This window comes from Kitasatospora sp. NPDC023118 (assembly GCF_055560875.1).
This window is the reverse complement of the sequence record NZ_JBVHHW010000005.1, coordinates 251926-267549: the sequence shown is the minus strand read 5'-3', so window position 1 is coordinate 267549 and position 15624 is coordinate 251926. Positions and strand designations below refer to the sequence as shown.

13 protein-coding genes and 1 tRNA gene are annotated in these 15624 nt (G+C 72.4%); 4 read left to right on the top strand and 10 right to left on the bottom strand.

What is annotated here, in order from left to right:
- Window positions 1-30: 30 nt before the first annotated feature.
- Window positions 31-1299: a sensor histidine kinase gene (locus tag ACZ3UD_RS09305; protein WP_465584275.1), complete on the bottom strand. Its 1269-nt coding sequence runs from the start codon at window positions 1297-1299 to the stop codon at window positions 31-33.
- A 260-nt stretch (window positions 1300-1559) separates the two neighbouring features.
- Between ACZ3UD_RS09305 and ppc the strand changes: the two genes are divergently transcribed.
- Window positions 1560-4355 (top strand): phosphoenolpyruvate carboxylase, encoded by a 2796-nt coding sequence (gene ppc, locus ACZ3UD_RS09300; protein ID WP_465584272.1) that lies wholly within the window; start codon window positions 1560-1562, stop codon window positions 4353-4355.
- A gap of 73 nt (window positions 4356-4428) precedes the next feature.
- Here the strand turns inward: ppc and ACZ3UD_RS09295 are convergent, their stop codons facing one another.
- The 6 genes from ACZ3UD_RS09295 to ACZ3UD_RS09270 all read right to left on the bottom strand — a co-directional run bounded on the left by ACZ3UD_RS09295 (window position 4429) and on the right by ACZ3UD_RS09270 (window position 9350).
- Window positions 4429-4752, bottom strand: a complete 324-nt coding sequence (locus ACZ3UD_RS09295; protein WP_465584269.1) for a hypothetical protein — start codon at window positions 4750-4752, stop codon at window positions 4429-4431.
- Window positions 4753-4891: 139 nt separating this feature from the next.
- Window positions 4892-5470, bottom strand: coding sequence for an aminoacyl-tRNA hydrolase (gene pth, locus ACZ3UD_RS09290; RefSeq protein ID WP_393027172.1), 579 nt, complete (start codon window positions 5468-5470; stop codon window positions 4892-4894).
- Window positions 5471-5582: 112 nt separating this feature from the next.
- Complete coding sequence (locus tag ACZ3UD_RS09285) at window positions 5583-6173, bottom strand: 50S ribosomal protein L25/general stress protein Ctc (RefSeq protein ID WP_465584267.1); 591 nt, start codon at window positions 6171-6173, stop codon at window positions 5583-5585.
- Window positions 6174-6501: 328 nt separating this feature from the next.
- Window positions 6502-7479, bottom strand: a complete 978-nt coding sequence (locus ACZ3UD_RS09280; protein WP_465584264.1) for a ribose-phosphate diphosphokinase — start codon at window positions 7477-7479, stop codon at window positions 6502-6504.
- A 202-nt stretch (window positions 7480-7681) separates the two neighbouring features.
- Window positions 7682-9136, bottom strand: a complete 1455-nt coding sequence (gene glmU, locus ACZ3UD_RS09275; protein ID WP_465584261.1) for a bifunctional UDP-N-acetylglucosamine diphosphorylase/glucosamine-1-phosphate N-acetyltransferase GlmU — start codon at window positions 9134-9136, stop codon at window positions 7682-7684.
- Between the two features lie 141 nt (window positions 9137-9277).
- Window positions 9278-9350: transfer RNA gene (locus ACZ3UD_RS09270), tRNA-Gln, on the bottom strand.
- A 758-nt stretch (window positions 9351-10108) separates the two neighbouring features.
- On the opposite strand from ACZ3UD_RS09270, the gene ACZ3UD_RS09265 reads away from it, so the two are divergent.
- Window positions 10109-11125, top strand: coding sequence for an acyl-CoA desaturase (locus ACZ3UD_RS09265; protein ID WP_465584258.1), 1017 nt, complete (start codon window positions 10109-10111; stop codon window positions 11123-11125).
- 215 nt (window positions 11126-11340) lie between these two features.
- Window positions 11341-11943: a TetR/AcrR family transcriptional regulator gene (locus tag ACZ3UD_RS09260; protein WP_350629600.1), complete on the top strand. Its 603-nt coding sequence runs from the start codon at window positions 11341-11343 to the stop codon at window positions 11941-11943.
- A gap of 62 nt (window positions 11944-12005) precedes the next feature.
- Here ACZ3UD_RS09260 and ACZ3UD_RS09255 read toward each other — a convergent pair whose 3' ends face one another.
- Window positions 12006-12803 (bottom strand): methyltransferase domain-containing protein, encoded by a 798-nt coding sequence (locus tag ACZ3UD_RS09255; RefSeq protein WP_465584255.1) that lies wholly within the window; start codon window positions 12801-12803, stop codon window positions 12006-12008.
- Between the two features lie 111 nt (window positions 12804-12914).
- Between ACZ3UD_RS09255 and ACZ3UD_RS09250 the strand changes: the two genes are divergently transcribed.
- Window positions 12915-13412: a MarR family winged helix-turn-helix transcriptional regulator gene (locus tag ACZ3UD_RS09250; protein ID WP_380411794.1), complete on the top strand. Its 498-nt coding sequence runs from the start codon at window positions 12915-12917 to the stop codon at window positions 13410-13412.
- A gap of 17 nt (window positions 13413-13429) precedes the next feature.
- Here ACZ3UD_RS09250 and ACZ3UD_RS09245 read toward each other — a convergent pair whose 3' ends face one another.
- Together ACZ3UD_RS09245 and galE are read right to left on the bottom strand one after the other, a co-directional pair.
- On the bottom strand, window positions 13430-14338 hold the full coding sequence (locus tag ACZ3UD_RS09245) for a LuxR C-terminal-related transcriptional regulator (protein ID WP_465584252.1): 909 nt from the start codon (window positions 14336-14338) through the stop codon (window positions 13430-13432).
- Window positions 14339-14614: 276 nt separating this feature from the next.
- Entirely contained in the window at window positions 14615-15577 is a 963-nt protein-coding gene (galE, locus tag ACZ3UD_RS09240; protein WP_465584249.1) for a UDP-glucose 4-epimerase GalE, read from the bottom strand.
- Window positions 15578-15624 lie beyond the last annotated feature (47 nt).

The window sequence follows — 15624 nt, the reverse complement described above, 5'->3', positions numbered from 1 at the left end:
AGCGGTCCGTGTCGGTCCCGGCGGTCCGCCCTAGCGCAGCCGGTCCGTCCGGACCGCCAGCCGGGACGGCAGCACCGCCTCGACCCGGAACCCGCCGTCCGCCTCCGGCCCGGCCGAGAAGGTGCCGCCCAGCGCGACCACCCGCTCCCGCATCCCGACCAGCCCGTTGCCGCCGCTGGGCAGCTGCGCCGCACCCCGCTCACCGCCGGGGCAGGCGTTCACCACGCTCACCCGCACCCCGTTCGGCGCGTACGCGAGCAGCACGGACACCTGCGCCCCGCCCGCGTGCTTGTGCGCGTTGGTCAGCCCCTCCTGGACGACCCGGTACGCGGTCCGCTCGGCCTCGCCGGTGAACTCCTGCCGGCTGCCGCTGACCGTCAGGGTCACCGTCATCCCGGCCGCCCGGGACTGGTCGACCAGCCGGGGCAGCCCGGCCAGCGAGTCCGGCTCCGGCTGCCGCTCGTCGTCCATCCGCAGGACGCCGAGGATCTCGCGCAGCTCGTTCAGCGCCTGCCGGCCCACCTCGCCCATCAACTTGGCGCTCTGCGCGGCCTTCTCCGGGTCCTTGACGACGATCCGCTCCAGCGCCCCGGCGTGCACCACCATCAGCGACACCCGGTGCGCCACCACGTCGTGCATCTCCCGGGCGATCCGGGTGCGCTCCTCCAGCCGGGCCCGGCGGGCGCGTTCCTGCGCCTGCTCGGCGAGCAGGTCCAGTTCGGTCTCCAGGCCGTGCGCGCGGTCCTTGAGCGACTCGATCAGCCGCCGCCGCGCCCCCATGTACAGTCCGGTGACCACCGGGGGGACGGTCAGCCCGACCGCCACCAGCACCGCTATCAGCACCTGGACCCAGAGCGCCGGCTGCTCCACCGCCGAGTCGCCCGGCGTCAGCATCGACACCATCATCACCGCGACCGCCTCGGCGAAGGCCAGCACCGACAGCGCCACCACCCGCCAGCGCCGCGAGGGCCATTCCCAGGTCTCCGCCAGCGTGTAGAGGGACACCACCAGCAGCAGCACCCCGAGCATCCCGGGCATCAGCACCAGGGTCACCAGCACCGGTACGGCCGGCCACCGCCGGCGCAGCACCAGCGAGCCGCCCGCCAGCGTGCCGAGCACCGCGACCGCGACCGTGCCCGCGCCCGACAAGTCCACCCGGGCGCCCAGGAAGGCGATCGTGCTGGCCGAGCACTCCAGCGCGGCCAGCAGCGCCAGCGCGATGTCCAGGAAGGCGCTGCGCGGCCGCTTCCACCACCAGAACGACCGGACCGGCGCGCGCTCCCCAGGCGACTTGCTCATGCGTGACAGCCTAAGCCGCAACCCCTTCCCTTCCCCACCGGGATGATCCGGCACACCTCGCGGACCGCTCAAGTGGTCCAGACCACAGGGGCTTCTCGGCGGGCCTGTCCGCCATCCGGCCACCTCTCGGACAGCGACCGCCCCGACACCTATGCTGGTCGCGTCGGACAGCGCGGTCCGCACGCGTCACACCCGCCACACTGCGCGTGGACCTGTGACGATGAGCCGTTGCCGAACCCCACCACCACAGGGAGCCAGCCGTGACCGCTCCGGTCCCCACCCCGGCGGACAGTCCCACCGCCATCGCCGACAATGCCGCCCTGCGCGCGGACATCCGGCGCCTCGGCGACCTGCTCGGCGAGACGCTGGTCCGCCAGGAGGGCCCCCAGCTGCTGGGCCTGGTCGAACAGGTCCGACTGCTCAGCCGCACCGACGGCGAGGCCACCGCCGAACTCCTCTCCGACATCGACCTGGACACCGCCGCCAAGCTGGTCCGCGCGTTCTCCACCTACTTCCACCTCGCCAACGTCACCGAGCAGGTGCACCGCGGCCGCGAGTTCGCCACCCGCCGCGCCCGCGAGGGCTCGCTGCTCGCCCAGACCGCCGACCAGCTCTCCGAGGCCGACCCCAAGCATCTTGAGGACACCCTGGCCCACCTCGCGGTCCGCCCGGTCTTCACCGCCCACCCCACCGAGGCCGCCCGCCGCAGCGTACTCAACAAGCTGCGCCGGATCGGCGAACTCCTCGACCGCATCCACCGCGAGGAGCTCGCCTCCGGCCTGGCCGCCGCCGACCCGGCCCGCACCAGCAGCGCCAAGCGCTCCGCCGACCGCCGCCTCGCCGAGGTCATCGACCTGCTCTGGCAGACCGACGAGCTGCGCATCGCCCGCCCCGAACCGACCGACGAGGCCCGCAACGCCGTCTACTACCTGGACGAGCTCTACCGCGAGGCCGTCCCCGAGGTGCTGGAGGAGCTGCACGAGGAACTCGCCCGGGTCGGCCTGAGCCTGCCCGAGGGCGTGCGCCCGCTCACCTTCGGCACCTGGATCGGCGGCGACCGCGACGGCAACCCCAACGTCACCCCCCAGGTCACCTGGGACGTCCTCAACCTCCAGCACGAGTACGGGATCAAGGACGCCCTCGCCGCCATCGACGAGCTGCGCAACACCCTCTCCACCTCCGAGCGGCTGGCCGGCGCCTCGATCGAACTGCTCGCCTCGCTCAACACCGACCTGCACCGGCTCCCCGAACTCAGCCCCCGCTACAAGCGGATGAACGCCGAGGAGCCCTACCGCCTCAAGGCCACCTGCATCCGGCTCAAGCTGGAGAACACCCGCGAGCGCCTGGCCGGCGGCACCCCGCACGTCGAGGGCCGCGACTACCTCGGCACCCGCGAGCTGATCGCCGACCTGCGGCTGATCCAGGACTCGCTGCGCGCCCACCGCGGCGAGCTGATCGCCGACGGCCGGCTGGCCCGCGCCATCAACACCATCGAGGCCTTCGGCCTCCAGCTCGCCACCATGGACGTGCGCGAGCACGCCGAGGCCCACCACCACGCCCTCGGCCAGCTCTTCGACCGCCTCGGCGAGGAAGCCTGGCGCTACGCCGACATGCCCCGCGAGTACCGGCAGCGGCTGCTCGCCAAGGAACTGCGCTCGCGCCGCCCGCTCGCCCCCACCCCGGCCCCGCTGGACGACGCCGGCACCAAGACCCTCGGCGTCTTCAACACCATCCGCGAGGGCTTCGAGCGCTTCGGTGACGAGATCGTCGAGAGCTACATCATCTCGATGTGCCAGGGCGCCGACGACGTCTTCGCCGCCACCGTGCTGGCCCGCGAGGCCGGTCTGATCGACCTGCACGCCGGCATCGCCAAGATCGGCATCGTGCCGCTGCTGGAGACCACCGACGAACTCCAGCAGGCCGACCGCATCCTGGACGAGATGCTCTCCGACCCCTCCTACCGGCTGCTCGTCTCACTGCGCGGCGACGTCCAGGAGGTCATGCTCGGCTACTCCGACTCCTCCAAGTTCGGAGGCATCACCACCTCCCAGTGGGAGATCCACCGCGCCCAGCGCCGACTGCGCGACGTCGCCCACCGCTACGGCATCCGGCTGCGCCTCTTCCACGGCCGCGGCGGCACCGTCGGCCGCGGCGGCGGCCCCTCGCACGAGGCGATCCTCGCCCAGCCGTGGGGCACGCTGGAGGGCGAGATCAAGGTCACCGAGCAGGGCGAGGTCATCTCCGACAAGTACCTGCTCCCCTCCCTCGCCCGGGAGAACCTGGAGCTGACCCTCTCCGCCACCCTCGCCGCCTCCGCGCTGCACACCTCCCCGCGCCAGGCCCCCGAGGAACTGGCCCGCTGGGACGCCGCGATGGACCAGGTCTCCGAGGCCGCCCACACCGCCTACCGCGCCCTGGTCGAGCAGGACGACCTGCCGAAGTACTTCTTCGCCGCCACCCCGGTCGACCAGCTCGCCTCGCTGCACCTGGGCTCCCGCCCGTCCCGCCGCCCCGACTCCGGCGCCGGCCTGGACGGCCTGCGGGCCATCCCGTGGGTCTTCGGCTGGACCCAGTCCCGCCAGATCGTCCCCGGCTGGTACGGCGTCGGCTCCGGCCTCGCCGCCGCCCGCGAGGCCGGCCTCGGCGACGTGCTGGACGAGATGTACGGCCAGTGGCACTTCTTCCGCAACTTCCTGTCCAACGTCGCCATGACGCTGGCCAAGACCGACCTGCGGATCGCCCGCCACTACGTCGAGCAGCTGGTGCCCACCGAGCTGCACCACGTCTTCGACCAGATCGTCGCCGAGCACGAGCTCACCCTGCGCGAGGTGCTCCGGCTCACCGGCGAGAGCGAACTGCTGGAGCACAACCCGGTGCTGAAGCAGACCTTCACCGTCCGCGACGCCTACCTCGACCCGATCTCCTACCTCCAGGTCGCGCTGCTGCGCCGCCAGCGCGAGGAGGTCTCGGCCGGCCGCCACGAGAACCCGCTGCGCGCCCGCGCGCTGCTGCTCACCGTCAACGGCATCGCCGCCGGCCTGCGCAACACCGGCTGACGGCCGGGCGAACGCACCGAAGGGGCCGCTGTCCATCCCCCCGGATGGGCAACGGCCCCTTCGCGTCACGTTCCTACTCGCCCGGCTCGCCCGCGCGCCGCCGCTTCAGCCACAGCGCCGCACCGCCGGCCACGACCACCAGGCCGCCGCCGACCGCCAGCAGCCCGGCGTCCGGCCCGACCGAATCGCCGAGCACCGGGGCGAGCTGCGCCGCCGCGGGCTCCGGCGAGACCACCGCATCCGGCTCTGCCACCGGATCGGCGTGCGCCACCGCACCGCTCGACAACAACACCCCGGCCGCCCCCAGCGCACCGGCGGCACCGACCCGCCGTCCGAGCTGCTTCAGCCGGACCACCCGGAGCCGCCGAAGTCGGCGGACCGGACGCAATCTCCGCATCGAGAACTCCCCAGGACCCGTTCGCGTACCAGGCCGACGCTATCCGATCCCGCACAGGGTTCTCACACGGATTCAGGTTTGGCGCGGCAAGCGTTGTACGACTGTTGCGTACCCCGCACAGCACGTCCATGACGGCGTGTCAGGAGTTGTACGTGCCCTGCGCCCGCTCCAGCCCCTCGGACAGCAGCGCCTCCACCGCGTCCGCCGAGCGGTCCACGAACCACTCCAGCTCCTTGCGCTCGGTCGAGGAGAAGTCCTTCAGCACGAAGTCCGCGACCTCCATCCGGCCCGGCGGACGGCCGATCCCGCAACGCACCCGGTGGTAGTCCGGGCCCAGTGACTTGGTGATCGACTTCAGCCCGTTGTGGCCGTTGTCCCCGCCGCCCAGCTTCAGCCGCAGCGCCGCGTAGTCGATGTCCAGCTCGTCGTGGACGGCGATCAGCGCCGAGGCCGGCACCTTGTAGAAGTCCCGCAGCGCCGTCACCGGCCCGCCGGACAGGTTCATGAAGGACATCGGCTTGGCCAGCACCACCCGCCTGCCCGCCAGCCGCCCCTCGGCCACCTGTGCCCGGCTCTTGTGCGCCTTGAACTTGGCGCCCATCCGCTGCGCCAGCAGGTCCACCACCATGAAGCCGATGTTGTGGCGGTTCCGGGCGTACTGCTCCCCCGGGTTGCCCAGCCCCACCACCAGCCAGGGGCCGTCGTACTCCTCAGCCATTCCCACTCTCCTCGTCGCCCTCGCACTCGACGTCATCATCCCGGACACACCGCTGCCCCGGCCGCTCCAGCGGGAGCGACCGGGGCAGCGGTCTCAGCGACTAGCGCGAGGCTCAGGCCTCGGCGCCCTCGGCGGCCTCCTCGGCCTCCTCCTCGGCCGGGGCGGCCTGGGCGGCGATGACCTGCAGCACGACGGCGTCGGCCTCGACGGCCAGCGAGACGTTGGCCGGCAGGACGATGTCCTTGGCGTGGATGGAGGCACCGGCCTCCAGGCCCTCGACCGAGACGGTGACGGCCTCGGGCAGGTGGGTGGCCTCGGCCTCGATCGGCAGGGCCTGCAGGACGTGCTCCAGCAGGTTGCCGCCCGGGGCCAGCTCGCCCTCGGTGTGGACCGGCACCTCGACGGTGACCTTCTCGCCACGCTTGACCAGCAGCAGGTCGACGTGCTCGATGGTGCGCTTGATGGCCTCGCGCTGGACGGCCTTCGGCAGCACGTACTCGTCCTTGCCGTCGATCGGCACGACCAGCAGGGCGTTCGGGGTCTTGAGGGCCATCATCAGGTCGTGGCCGGGCAGGTTCAGGTGAACCGGGGCGTGGCCGTGGCCGTAGACGACACCGGGGACGAAGCCGGCGCGGCGGGCGCGGCGGGCGGCACCCTTGCCGAACTCGGAACGGGTCTCAGCGGCAAGACGGATCTCGGACACGACTGCACTCCTCGTGAAGACTGGCGCGGGGGTGCAGGCAACGCGAAAAACCGCCGGGACCACACCCTCAGTACGTTCGGGGGTCACTCGGCGGCAACGGCCTCTGCCGGCGGACGGAATCCGCTACCGGCAGCGCGTCGATCACGGTGTCGGCACCCGTCCAGCGGGCACACGGCATCCCTCGCCGAGCAGTTTCACGAGTCTAACCGCACCGGTGCCCTCCCGTGAAATCGGCGGCGGCCCCGGCCCGCCGGGGACCGGGGCCGCCGCACGGGGCCTTCGTCAGTGCACGCCCGTCAACGCGGGCGCGCAGTCGTCAGCGCACGCGTCAGTGCACGCCCTCGAAGAGGCTCGTGACCGAGCCCTCCTCGAACACCTCGCGGATCGCGGCCGCGATCGACGGGGCGATGGACAGCGTGGTGATCTTGTCCAGCTGGAGCTGCGCCGGGGTGGGCAGCGTGTTGGTGAACACGAACTCGCTCACCCGCGAGTTCTTCAGCCGGTCCGCGGCCGGGCCGGAGAGCACGCCGTGGGTGGCGGCCACCAGGACGTCCGCGGCGCCGTTCTCGAACAGCGCGTCGGCGGCGGCGCAGATGGTGCCGGCGGTGTCGATCATGTCGTCCACCAGGACGCAGACCCGGCCCTTGACGTCACCGACGACGTCGGCCGACAGGATGGTGTTGGCCTGGGTGATGTCGCGGCGCTTGTGGATGATCGCCAGCGGCGCGTCCAGGCGGTCGCACCACTGGTCGGCCACCTTCACCCGGCCGGCGTCCGGCGAGACGACGGTCAGCTTGGAGCGGTCCACCTTCTCGCCGATGTAGTCGGCCAGCAGCGGCAGCGCGAACAGGTGGTCCACCGGGCCGTCGAAGAAGCCCTGGATCTGCGCGGTGTGCAGGTCCACCGCCATCAGGCGGTCGGCACCGGCCTGGCGCAGCAGATCGGCGACCAGGCGGGCCGAGATCGGCTCGCGGCCCAGGTGCTTCTTGTCCTGGCGGGCGTACCCGTAGAACGGCAGGATCGCGGTGATGCTCTTGGCGGAAGCCCGCTTCAGCGCATCGATCATGATCAGCTGTTCCATGATCCACTGGTTGATGGGAGCCGTGTGACTCTGCATCACGAAGCAGTCCGCGCCTCGCGCCGACTCCAGGAAGCGGACGTAGATCTCGCCGTTGGCGAAGTCGAGGGCCTTGGTCGGGACCAGCTCGGTCCCCAGCGCCTCGGCAACCTCCTTCGCCAGCTCCGGGTGGGCACGGCCGGAGAAGAGCTTCAGCTTCTTCTCACCCGACGTCGTGATCCCGCTCACTGCACCGTCTCCTCGCGTTGCGGACGCTGAACCCCTTCCCCGCGGAGGGCAGGCGCAGCCCGCACTCACGGAGGATCGGGGAATTGTCGGTACGCCTGGACACGGGCGGTAAGCCCAGTGGCGCACGTATGTCCTCAAGGTTACGCGCCCGCGTAGAAACCGTCCGCCCCGGGACCGCCCCGCGGGCGCACCGCCCGCCCCGTCAGGCCTCGGCGGCCCCGTCCGTCGCGGTCTTCGCGGCCTGCGCGGACGCGGTCCCGGGGCGCTTGCGCTCGACCCAGCCCTCGATGTTGCGCTGCTGCGCCCGGCCCACGCCCAGCGCGCCGGGCGGGACGTCGCTGGTGATCACCGAGCCGGCCGCGGTGTAAGCGCCGTCACCGACGGTGACCGGGGCGATGAACATGTTGTCCGAGCCGGTGCGGCAGTGCGCGCCGACGACCGTGCGGTGCTTGTTGATCCCGTCGTAGTTCACGGTGACCGAGGCCGCGCCGATGTTGGTGCCCTCCCCGATGGTGGCGTCGCCGATGTAGGAGAGGTGCGGCACCTTGGCGCCCTCGCCCAGCTCGGAGTTCTTCACCTCGACGTAGGTGCCGACCTTCGCCTTGCGGGCCAGCTTCGCACCCGGCCGCAGGTAGGCGTACGGGCCGACGGCGGCCAGCTCGCCGACCTCCGCGCGGTCGGCCGTGGTGTTGCTCACACGGGCGCCGGCGCCGATCAGGGTGTCCTTCAGGGTGGAGTTCGGGCCGACCTCGCAGCCCTCGCCCAGGTGGGTGCCGCCCTGCAGCTGGGTGTTCGGCAGCACCACGGCGTCCGGCTCGTACGAGACCTGCACGTCGAACCAGGTGGTCGCCGGGTCCACCACGGTGACGCCCGCGCGCATCGCCTGCTCCAGCAGGCGGTCGTTCAGCAGCCGGCGGGCCTGCGCCAGCTGGACCCGGTCGTTGATGCCCAGGATGTCCCGGTGGTCCTCGGCGACCACGGCGCCGACCCGGTGCCCGGCCTTGCGCAGGATCTCCAGGGTGTCGGTCAGGTACTCCTCGCCCTGCGAGTTGTCCGTGGTGAGCTCCGCCAGCGCCTCGACCAGCAGCTTGGCGTCGAAGGCGAAGACGCCCGAGTTGATCTCGGTGATCGCGCGCTGGGTGTCGCTGGCGTCCCGCTCCTCGACGATCGCGGCGACGGTGCCGTCCTCGTCGCGCAGGATGCGGCCGTAGCCGAAGGGCTCGGGGACGACGGCGGTCAGTACGGTGACCCCGTTCTGCTGCGCGGTGTGCGCGTCCGCCAGTCGGCTCAGGGTCCGCCCGGTCAGCAGCGGCGAGTCCCCGGCGGTGACGATCACGGTGCCGTCCAGCACCACACCGTCCGCGGTCAGCGCCTCCAGCGCCGTGCGCACCGCGTGCCCGGTCCCCTTCTGCTCCTCCTGCACCACCGGCCGCACCGCCGGGTAGTGCGCCGCCAGGTGCTCCTCCACCTGCTCGCGCTGGTGGCCGACCACCACCACGAGCTGCGCCGGCGTCAGTTCCGCGGCCGCCGACACCGCGTGACCCACCAGCGAGCGCCCGCACACCTCGTGCAGCACCTTGGGCAGCTTGTTCGACTTCATCCGGGTCCCGCCACCGGCGGCGAGCACGACAACGGCGGCAAGCGAATTGGCACCCATGCGGGGAGGCTCCTCAGTAGGTTCACAGAGAGGGCAGAGCAGGCCAGAACGCGGATCCGCACATATGCCCTGGCGCTACGAGGATAGCTTCGGAAGAAAACCCGCCCACTGGCCAGATCGGGCCACCGGACACGTACACGGCTCCGCCGGATGGACTCGAACCATCACTGCAAGGCTCCAAAGGCCTGCGGGCTGCCAATTACCCCACGGCGGATAGCTGGTCAGACCCTACCCGAGTCAGCCCCGCCCTGGGTATCAGCTATGCCCATCCACCACCCCTCGATTCGGCGGTGCAGGTCCGCGCTCCCCGACACGCTGATCGAGAGGCAGCCGCGGTAGCCACTCCCGATGTTCTTCCGCGCTGTCTTCGGATCGTGCCGCTTGAGCGTCGCTCGTCGCAGAAACTCCGCCGTCACCCCCGCGATCCGGGCCCAGTGCCGTTCAGCCTCATCCGCCGACTCGTGGATCGACACCCGCAGGCGCCATCGATCCTGCCCGACGCCCGACTCGGAAGAGCTCCCGATCGCTGAGGCCACCGATCTCGGCACGGGCCGCCGCCTTGTCGCCCGGCGTTCCTCTTCACGCTGGCGGCGACCCGGCCCCCAGCGGGTCTCGGCGGCCTTCCGAGACTGTTCCCGGCGAGTGATCGGTCTCGGCGGATCCCGAACCCGGATGGAGATCGAGCTCCTCGACACCCCCGGCTCGGCCTGGATCCCGTCGTAGGCGGGCCCCTCGCGGCGGAGACGACGGGCGGCTTCGCGCCGTTCGATCTTCGGTCGCATGCGACGGGTACGTGTGCGGCTCGTCCCGTCACGGGCTGGTTCCAGGGTTCATCCATCCAGTCGGGTGAATTCACTCAAGCGCCGCGCGGCAGCGTGTTCCCCTGGACATGAAGCACAACCTACGATGCCGTAGGTTACGCCAACGTAGGCTCCGCTCTGTCCCGTTCCGGGACGCCGCGAAGGGACGCCCATGACCATCCAGGCCGGCCAGGCGCATGCGGGGGGCGCCGCGCTCCCCGATCCCTCGCCCGATTCCTCGCCCGATTCCTCCCCCGATCCCTCCGCCGACGCCGCGACCCGGCTGTCCGCCACCCGTGGCGGGGAGAAGCAGGGCTTCGCCGAGCGCCTCGCGCTCGCCCTGTTCATCCTCGTGCCGTTCACCGCGCTGGTCGCCGCCGTGCCGGTGGCCTGGGGGTGGGGGCTGGGGTGGACGGACGTGGCGGTCGCCGTCGCCATGTACTTCCTCACCTGTCACGGCATCACCGTCGGCTACCACCGTTACTTCACCCACAACGCCTTCAAGGCCAACCGCCCGATGCGCCTGGTGCTGGCGATCGCCGGCAGCCTGGCCGTCGAGGGCCCGCTGGTGCGCTGGGTGGCCGACCACCGCAAGCACCACCGTTTCAGCGACAAGGACGGCGACCCGCACTCGCCCTGGCGCTACGGGGAGAGCGTCCCGGCGCTCGTCAAGGGCCTCTGGTGGGCGCACATGGGCTGGATGTTCGACGAGGAGCAGACCCCTCAGCTCAAGTACGCCCCGGACCTGGTCCGCGACCCGGCCATAAGGCGGATCTCCCGGCTGTTCTGGCTCTGGACCACGATCTCGCTGCTGCTGCCCGCACTGGTCGGCGGCCTGGTGAGCCTGTCCTGGGAGGGCGCGCTGTCCGCCTTCTTCTGGGGCTCGCTGGTCCGCGTGGCGCTGCTGCACCACGTCACCTGGTCGATCAACTCGATCTGCCACGCGGTCGGCCGGCGCCCGTTCCGCTCCCGGGACCGCTCCGGCAACGTCTGGTGGCTCGCGGTTCTCTCCTGCGGCGAGTCCTGGCACAACCTGCACCACGCGGACCCGACCGCGGCCCGGCACGGGGTGCTCCGCGGACAGATCGACTCCTCGGCCCGACTGATCCGCTGGTTCGAGCTGGCCGGCTGGGTCCGGGACGTCCGCTGGCCGGACGCGCAGCGGATCGCCGCCCGCCGCGCCGCATGAGGCGGCGCTTCCAGCATGATGTAGGGGTGAACGGGAGCAGCGCAGACAGCACAGGCGGTCACCACAGCACGCGGACGGACGCGGCGCCCGGAACGGCGCCGGTCCGTCCGCGGGCTGCTGCACCGGCGGGCGCGCCCGCCAACGGGGGCACGGAACGGGGTACGGACGGGGGCGCGGCCGCCTCGGCCCCGCGCCGCCGGGGCGGCCGGGTCCGGATGACCGGCAAGCAGCGCCGGGAGCAGCTGCTGGAGATCGGCCGGACGGTCTTCGCGGAGCGCGGCTACGACGGCACCTCGGTGGAGGAGATCGCCGAGCGCGCCGGGGTCTCCAAGCCCGTGGTGTACGAGCACTTCGGCGGCAAGGAGGGGCTGTACGCGGTGGTCGTGGACCGCGAGATGCAGCTGCTGCTGGACATGGTGACGGGGGCGCTCACCGGCGGGCACTCGCGCGAGCTGCTGGAGCAGGCCGCGTTCGCGCTGATGGACTACATCGACACCTCGACGGACGGCTTCCGGATCCTGGTCCGGGACTCGCCGGTGGCCCAGTCGACCGGCACCTTCGCCTCGCTGATCAGCGACATCGCGACCCAGGTCGAGGACATCCTGGGCCTGGAGTTCAAGTCCCGCGGCTTCGACGCCCGGCTGGCCCCGATGTACTCGCAGATGCTGGTCGGGATGGTCGCGCTGACCGGCCAGTGGTGGCTGGAGGTCCGCAAGCCGGACAAGGCGACGGTGGCGGCGCACCTGGTGAACCTGGCCTGGCACGGGCTGGAGGGCCTGGAGCGGCACCCGAAGCTGGTCGGCGACCGCAGGGGCTGAGCCCGTACCGGGCCCGGTCGCTACCGCCTCACCCGGACTGTTCCACCCGGGCTGTCACCCCACTACCGCTTCACCCCCACCGCGAAGATCCGCCGGAACGGGAACACCGTCCCGTACGGCCCGGCCGGGTAGGCCTCGCGCAGCAGCCGCCCGTACTCGGCAAGGAAGGCGGCCCGGTCGGCCGGGTCGGCGAGCCTGGTGAGGACGGGCCGCAGGGCGCTGCCCTTGACCCACTCCAGCACCGGGTCCGGCCCCGGCAGCAGGGTGCGGTAGGTGGTCTCCCAGACGTCGGGGAGGCAGTCGGCGCCGGCCAGGGCGTCGAGGTAGCGCTCGGGCGGGTGGACGCCGGAGCGGACGGCGTCGGCGCCGAGGGCGTCGCGCCAGCGGGGGCTGCGGCGCAGGTCGGCGAGCAGGGTGTGGCTGGGGGCGTCGAAGTTGCCGGGGACCTGGAAGGCGACCGCTGCGCCCGGGCGCAGCGCGGCGGCCCAGCGCGGGATCAGGTCGAGGTGGCCGTCGATCCACTGCAGGGTCGCGTTGGAGACGATCAGGTCGGGCCGGGCCGGGGCGGGGTCGTACGCGCGGGCGTCGGCGAGCAGGTAGTCGGCGGTGGGTTCGCCCTCGGTGCGGGCGGTGGCGAGCATCGGGGCGGAGTTGTCGATACCGGTGATCCGGGCCTGCGGCCAGCGTTCGCGCAGGACGGCGGTGGAGTTGCCCGGGCCGCAGCCGATGTCGAGGATCACGGCGTCGTGCGGATCCGGATCCGGGAGGGCGGGGACGCGGGCGATCAGTTCACGCAGCGGGCGGGTGCGTTCGTCGGCGAAGCGCAGGTACTGCGCCGGGTCCCAGACGGGGGTGGTCATGGCTCACCTCGCAGGTATCTCGACATCAAGATATCTCGATGTAGCCTCGCTGGCACATTTCTCGATGTCAAGAGACTTCACATCGACACATCCACCGATACACTGATCGTCATGGAGGACGAGGTCGACAGGCTGGTCGCAGCATGGCGCCGAGAGCGCCCCGACCTCGACGTGGAGCCGCTTGAGGTGCTCAGCCGGGTCAGCCGGCTCGCCCGGCACCTGGACCGTGCCCGCCGCACCGCCTTCGCCGAGCACGGCCTGGAGCCCTGGGAGTTCGACGTCCTGACCGCCCTGCGGCGGGCCGGCTCCCCCTACCAGCTCTCCCCCGGCCAACTGCTCACCCAGACCCTGGTCACCTCCGGCACCATGACCAACCGGATCGACCGGCTCACCGGCAAGGGCCTGGTCAAGCGCCTGCCCGACCCGGACGACCGGCGCGGTGTCCTGGTCCGGCTGACCGACGACGGCCGGGACCGCGCCGACCAGGCGCTGGCCGGGCTGCTCGCGCACGAGCGCGAACTCCTCGCGCAGCTCAGCTCCGGACAGCAGGGCGAACTCGCCGCACTGCTACGGCTGCTGGTCGCGCCGTTCGACAACATCCCCGGCTGAGCCCTGTCCGCCGCCGTTCAGGGGGCGGAGGCGATGGACGGCGGCACCGCCGGCTCGGAGGGGCTGACCCCGGCCCGGCGGGCGACCGCGACGGCGGCCAGGGTGGAGTGCACCCCGAGCTTGCCGAGCACGTTCTGCATGTGGGTACGGACGGTGTGCGGCGACAGGTAGAGCCGCTCGGCGACGGCCTGCCGGCCCAGGCCCGCCACCATGCAGCGCAGGATCTGCTTCTCCCGCGGGGTGAGGGTGTCCACCAGCCGCTCGCTCTCGGTGCGGTCCCGCCGGGCGGTGGTGAGCTCGCGGATCACCCCGGTGAGCAGCGCGGGCGGCAGATGCGTCTCATCCCGCAGCACGCCCCGGACCACGGCCAGCAGCCGGGCCAGCGAACTCTCCTTCGCCACCCAGCCGGTGGCACCCGCGTGCAGCGCCCGGGCGGCGCGGTGCGGGTCGTCGGCGGTGGCCAGGACGACGGCGCGCAGCCCGGGGTGGGCACGGCGCAGCCGGCCGAGCAGGGTGATGCCGTCGGGGGGCGGGGAGACGGCCCTGAGCTGGTCGGCACGCGACTGCTCGGGGCGCAACTGCTCCGGGCGCAGCTGGTCCGCCGGACGGGCGACGGTCGTCGGCGCCGCGGACCGGCGGGGCGGCGGGGCGATCGGGACGGTCGGGGCCTGGCGGCGCCGGGCCTCCTCGGCCGGTTCGCCCCCCGACCTGGCCCGGGCGCCCGCGGCCTCGGCCCCCAGGTCGGCGTCGATCAGCACCACGTCGTAGGCCCGCCCCTCGGCGGCGGCGCGCTCCAACGCCCGCTCGGCGGCGGCCGCGCTGCCCGCCGCGCCCACCTCCACGTCGGGCTCGGCGGCAAGGGCCGCGGCCAGTGCCTCGGCGAAGATCCGGTGGTCGTCGACCACCAGGACCCGGATACGCCCCATCGTCACTACCCCCTGCTCAGAGCGCCCGAGCCCGGGAGCGGGGACCGGTCCGGCGGCCGTGCTCCGAACCCGTCGCTCCGCCCGCCCACCGGTTGGCCGGTGAGGCCGAATCGGCGCCGGCCCCCACCGGTACCGCACTCAGCGTACGGGCCGGGAAACCCTCCCGTGGTGGATTGGTGAACTTTCGTCAGGAGCTGTGTGAGTGGCCGGACTTGTTCGGCCCGGACGGCCCCGGGCGCCTTCCGCGCCCCCGGGACCGTCCCGACTCGCCCGTGGTCAGCCGGCGTTCTTCTCCAGGGTGAACTTCCAGGCGTCGGCCACGATGTCGTCCAGGTTCGGGCGCCGGGGCGTCCAGCCCAGCGCCTGGTGGGCGCGCTCGGCGGAGGCCACCAGCACCGCCGGGTCGCCGGCCCGGCGACCGGCCACCTGCACCGGGATCTCCCGGCCGGTGACGCGCTTGACCGACTCGATCACCTCGTGCACCGAGAAGCCGCTGCCGTTGCCCAGGTTGCAGATCAGGTGCTCGCCCGGCTTGGCGGCGTCCAGCGCCAGCAGGTGCGCCTCGGCCAGGTCCGCGACGTGGATGTAGTCGCGGATGCAGGTGCCGTCCGGGGTCGGGTAGTCGTCGCCGTACACCGCGATGTGCGGGCGCCGGCCCAGCGCGGCCTGGAAGACCAGCGGGATCAGGTGCGACTCGGGGTCGTGGCGCTCACCGTAGGCGCCGTACGCGCCGGCCACGTTGAAGTAGCGCAGCGAGACGGCGGCCAGGCCGTGCGCGACGGCCTCGCTGGTGATCAGGTGGTCCACCGCGAGCTTGGTGGCGCCGTAGGTGTTGGTCGGCGCGGTGCGGGCGGTCTCGGCGATCGGCACCGCCTCCGGCTCGCCGTAGGTGGCGGCGGTGGAGGAGAACACCAGCTTGCGCACGCCCGCCGCGCGCATCGCGCTGATCAGCTCCAGCGAGCCGGCCACGTTGTTGCGCCAGTACTTCTCCGGGTCCACGACCGACTCGCCGACCTGCGACGAGGCGGCGAAGTGCAGCACGCCGTCGAAGGAGCCGTCCAGCACCGTGCCGGCCTCCTGGATCCGCCCCTCGACGAACTCGGCACCGGCCGGGACGCCCTCGCGGAAGCCGGTCGACAGGTCGTCCAGGACGGTCACCTGGTGCCCCGCCTCCAGCAGGTGGGCGGCCACCACGCTGCCGACGTAGCCGGCGCCACCCGTGACCAGGTACTTACTCATGATGAGACCTCCAGCGGGCGATGGGTCCGCCCGGTCGGCGGCCATCG

Excerpts from the sequence above, each read along its gene's own strand:
- ACZ3UD_RS09305 (WP_465584275.1), bottom strand. The coding sequence starts at position 1,299 with ATGAGCAAGTCGCCTGGGGAGCGCGCGCCGGTCCGGTCGTTCTGGTGG.
- ACZ3UD_RS09295 (WP_465584269.1), bottom strand. The coding sequence starts at position 4,752 with ATGCGGAGATTGCGTCCGGTCCGCCGACTTCGGCGGCTCCGGGTGGTC.
- pth (WP_393027172.1), bottom strand. The coding sequence starts at position 5,470 with ATGGCTGAGGAGTACGACGGCCCCTGGCTGGTGGTGGGGCTGGGCAAC.
- glmU (WP_465584261.1), bottom strand. The coding sequence starts at position 9,136 with ATGGGTGCCAATTCGCTTGCCGCCGTTGTCGTGCTCGCCGCCGGTGGC.
- ACZ3UD_RS09265 (WP_465584258.1), top strand. The coding sequence starts at position 10,109 with ATGACCATCCAGGCCGGCCAGGCGCATGCGGGGGGCGCCGCGCTCCCC.
- ACZ3UD_RS09260 (WP_350629600.1), top strand. The coding sequence starts at position 11,341 with ATGACCGGCAAGCAGCGCCGGGAGCAGCTGCTGGAGATCGGCCGGACG.
- ACZ3UD_RS09255 (WP_465584255.1), bottom strand. The coding sequence starts at position 12,803 with ATGACCACCCCCGTCTGGGACCCGGCGCAGTACCTGCGCTTCGCCGAC.
- ACZ3UD_RS09250 (WP_380411794.1), top strand. The coding sequence starts at position 12,915 with ATGGAGGACGAGGTCGACAGGCTGGTCGCAGCATGGCGCCGAGAGCGC.
- ACZ3UD_RS09245 (WP_465584252.1), bottom strand. The coding sequence starts at position 14,338 with ATGGGGCGTATCCGGGTCCTGGTGGTCGACGACCACCGGATCTTCGCC.
- galE (WP_465584249.1), bottom strand. The coding sequence starts at position 15,577 with ATGAGTAAGTACCTGGTCACGGGTGGCGCCGGCTACGTCGGCAGCGTG.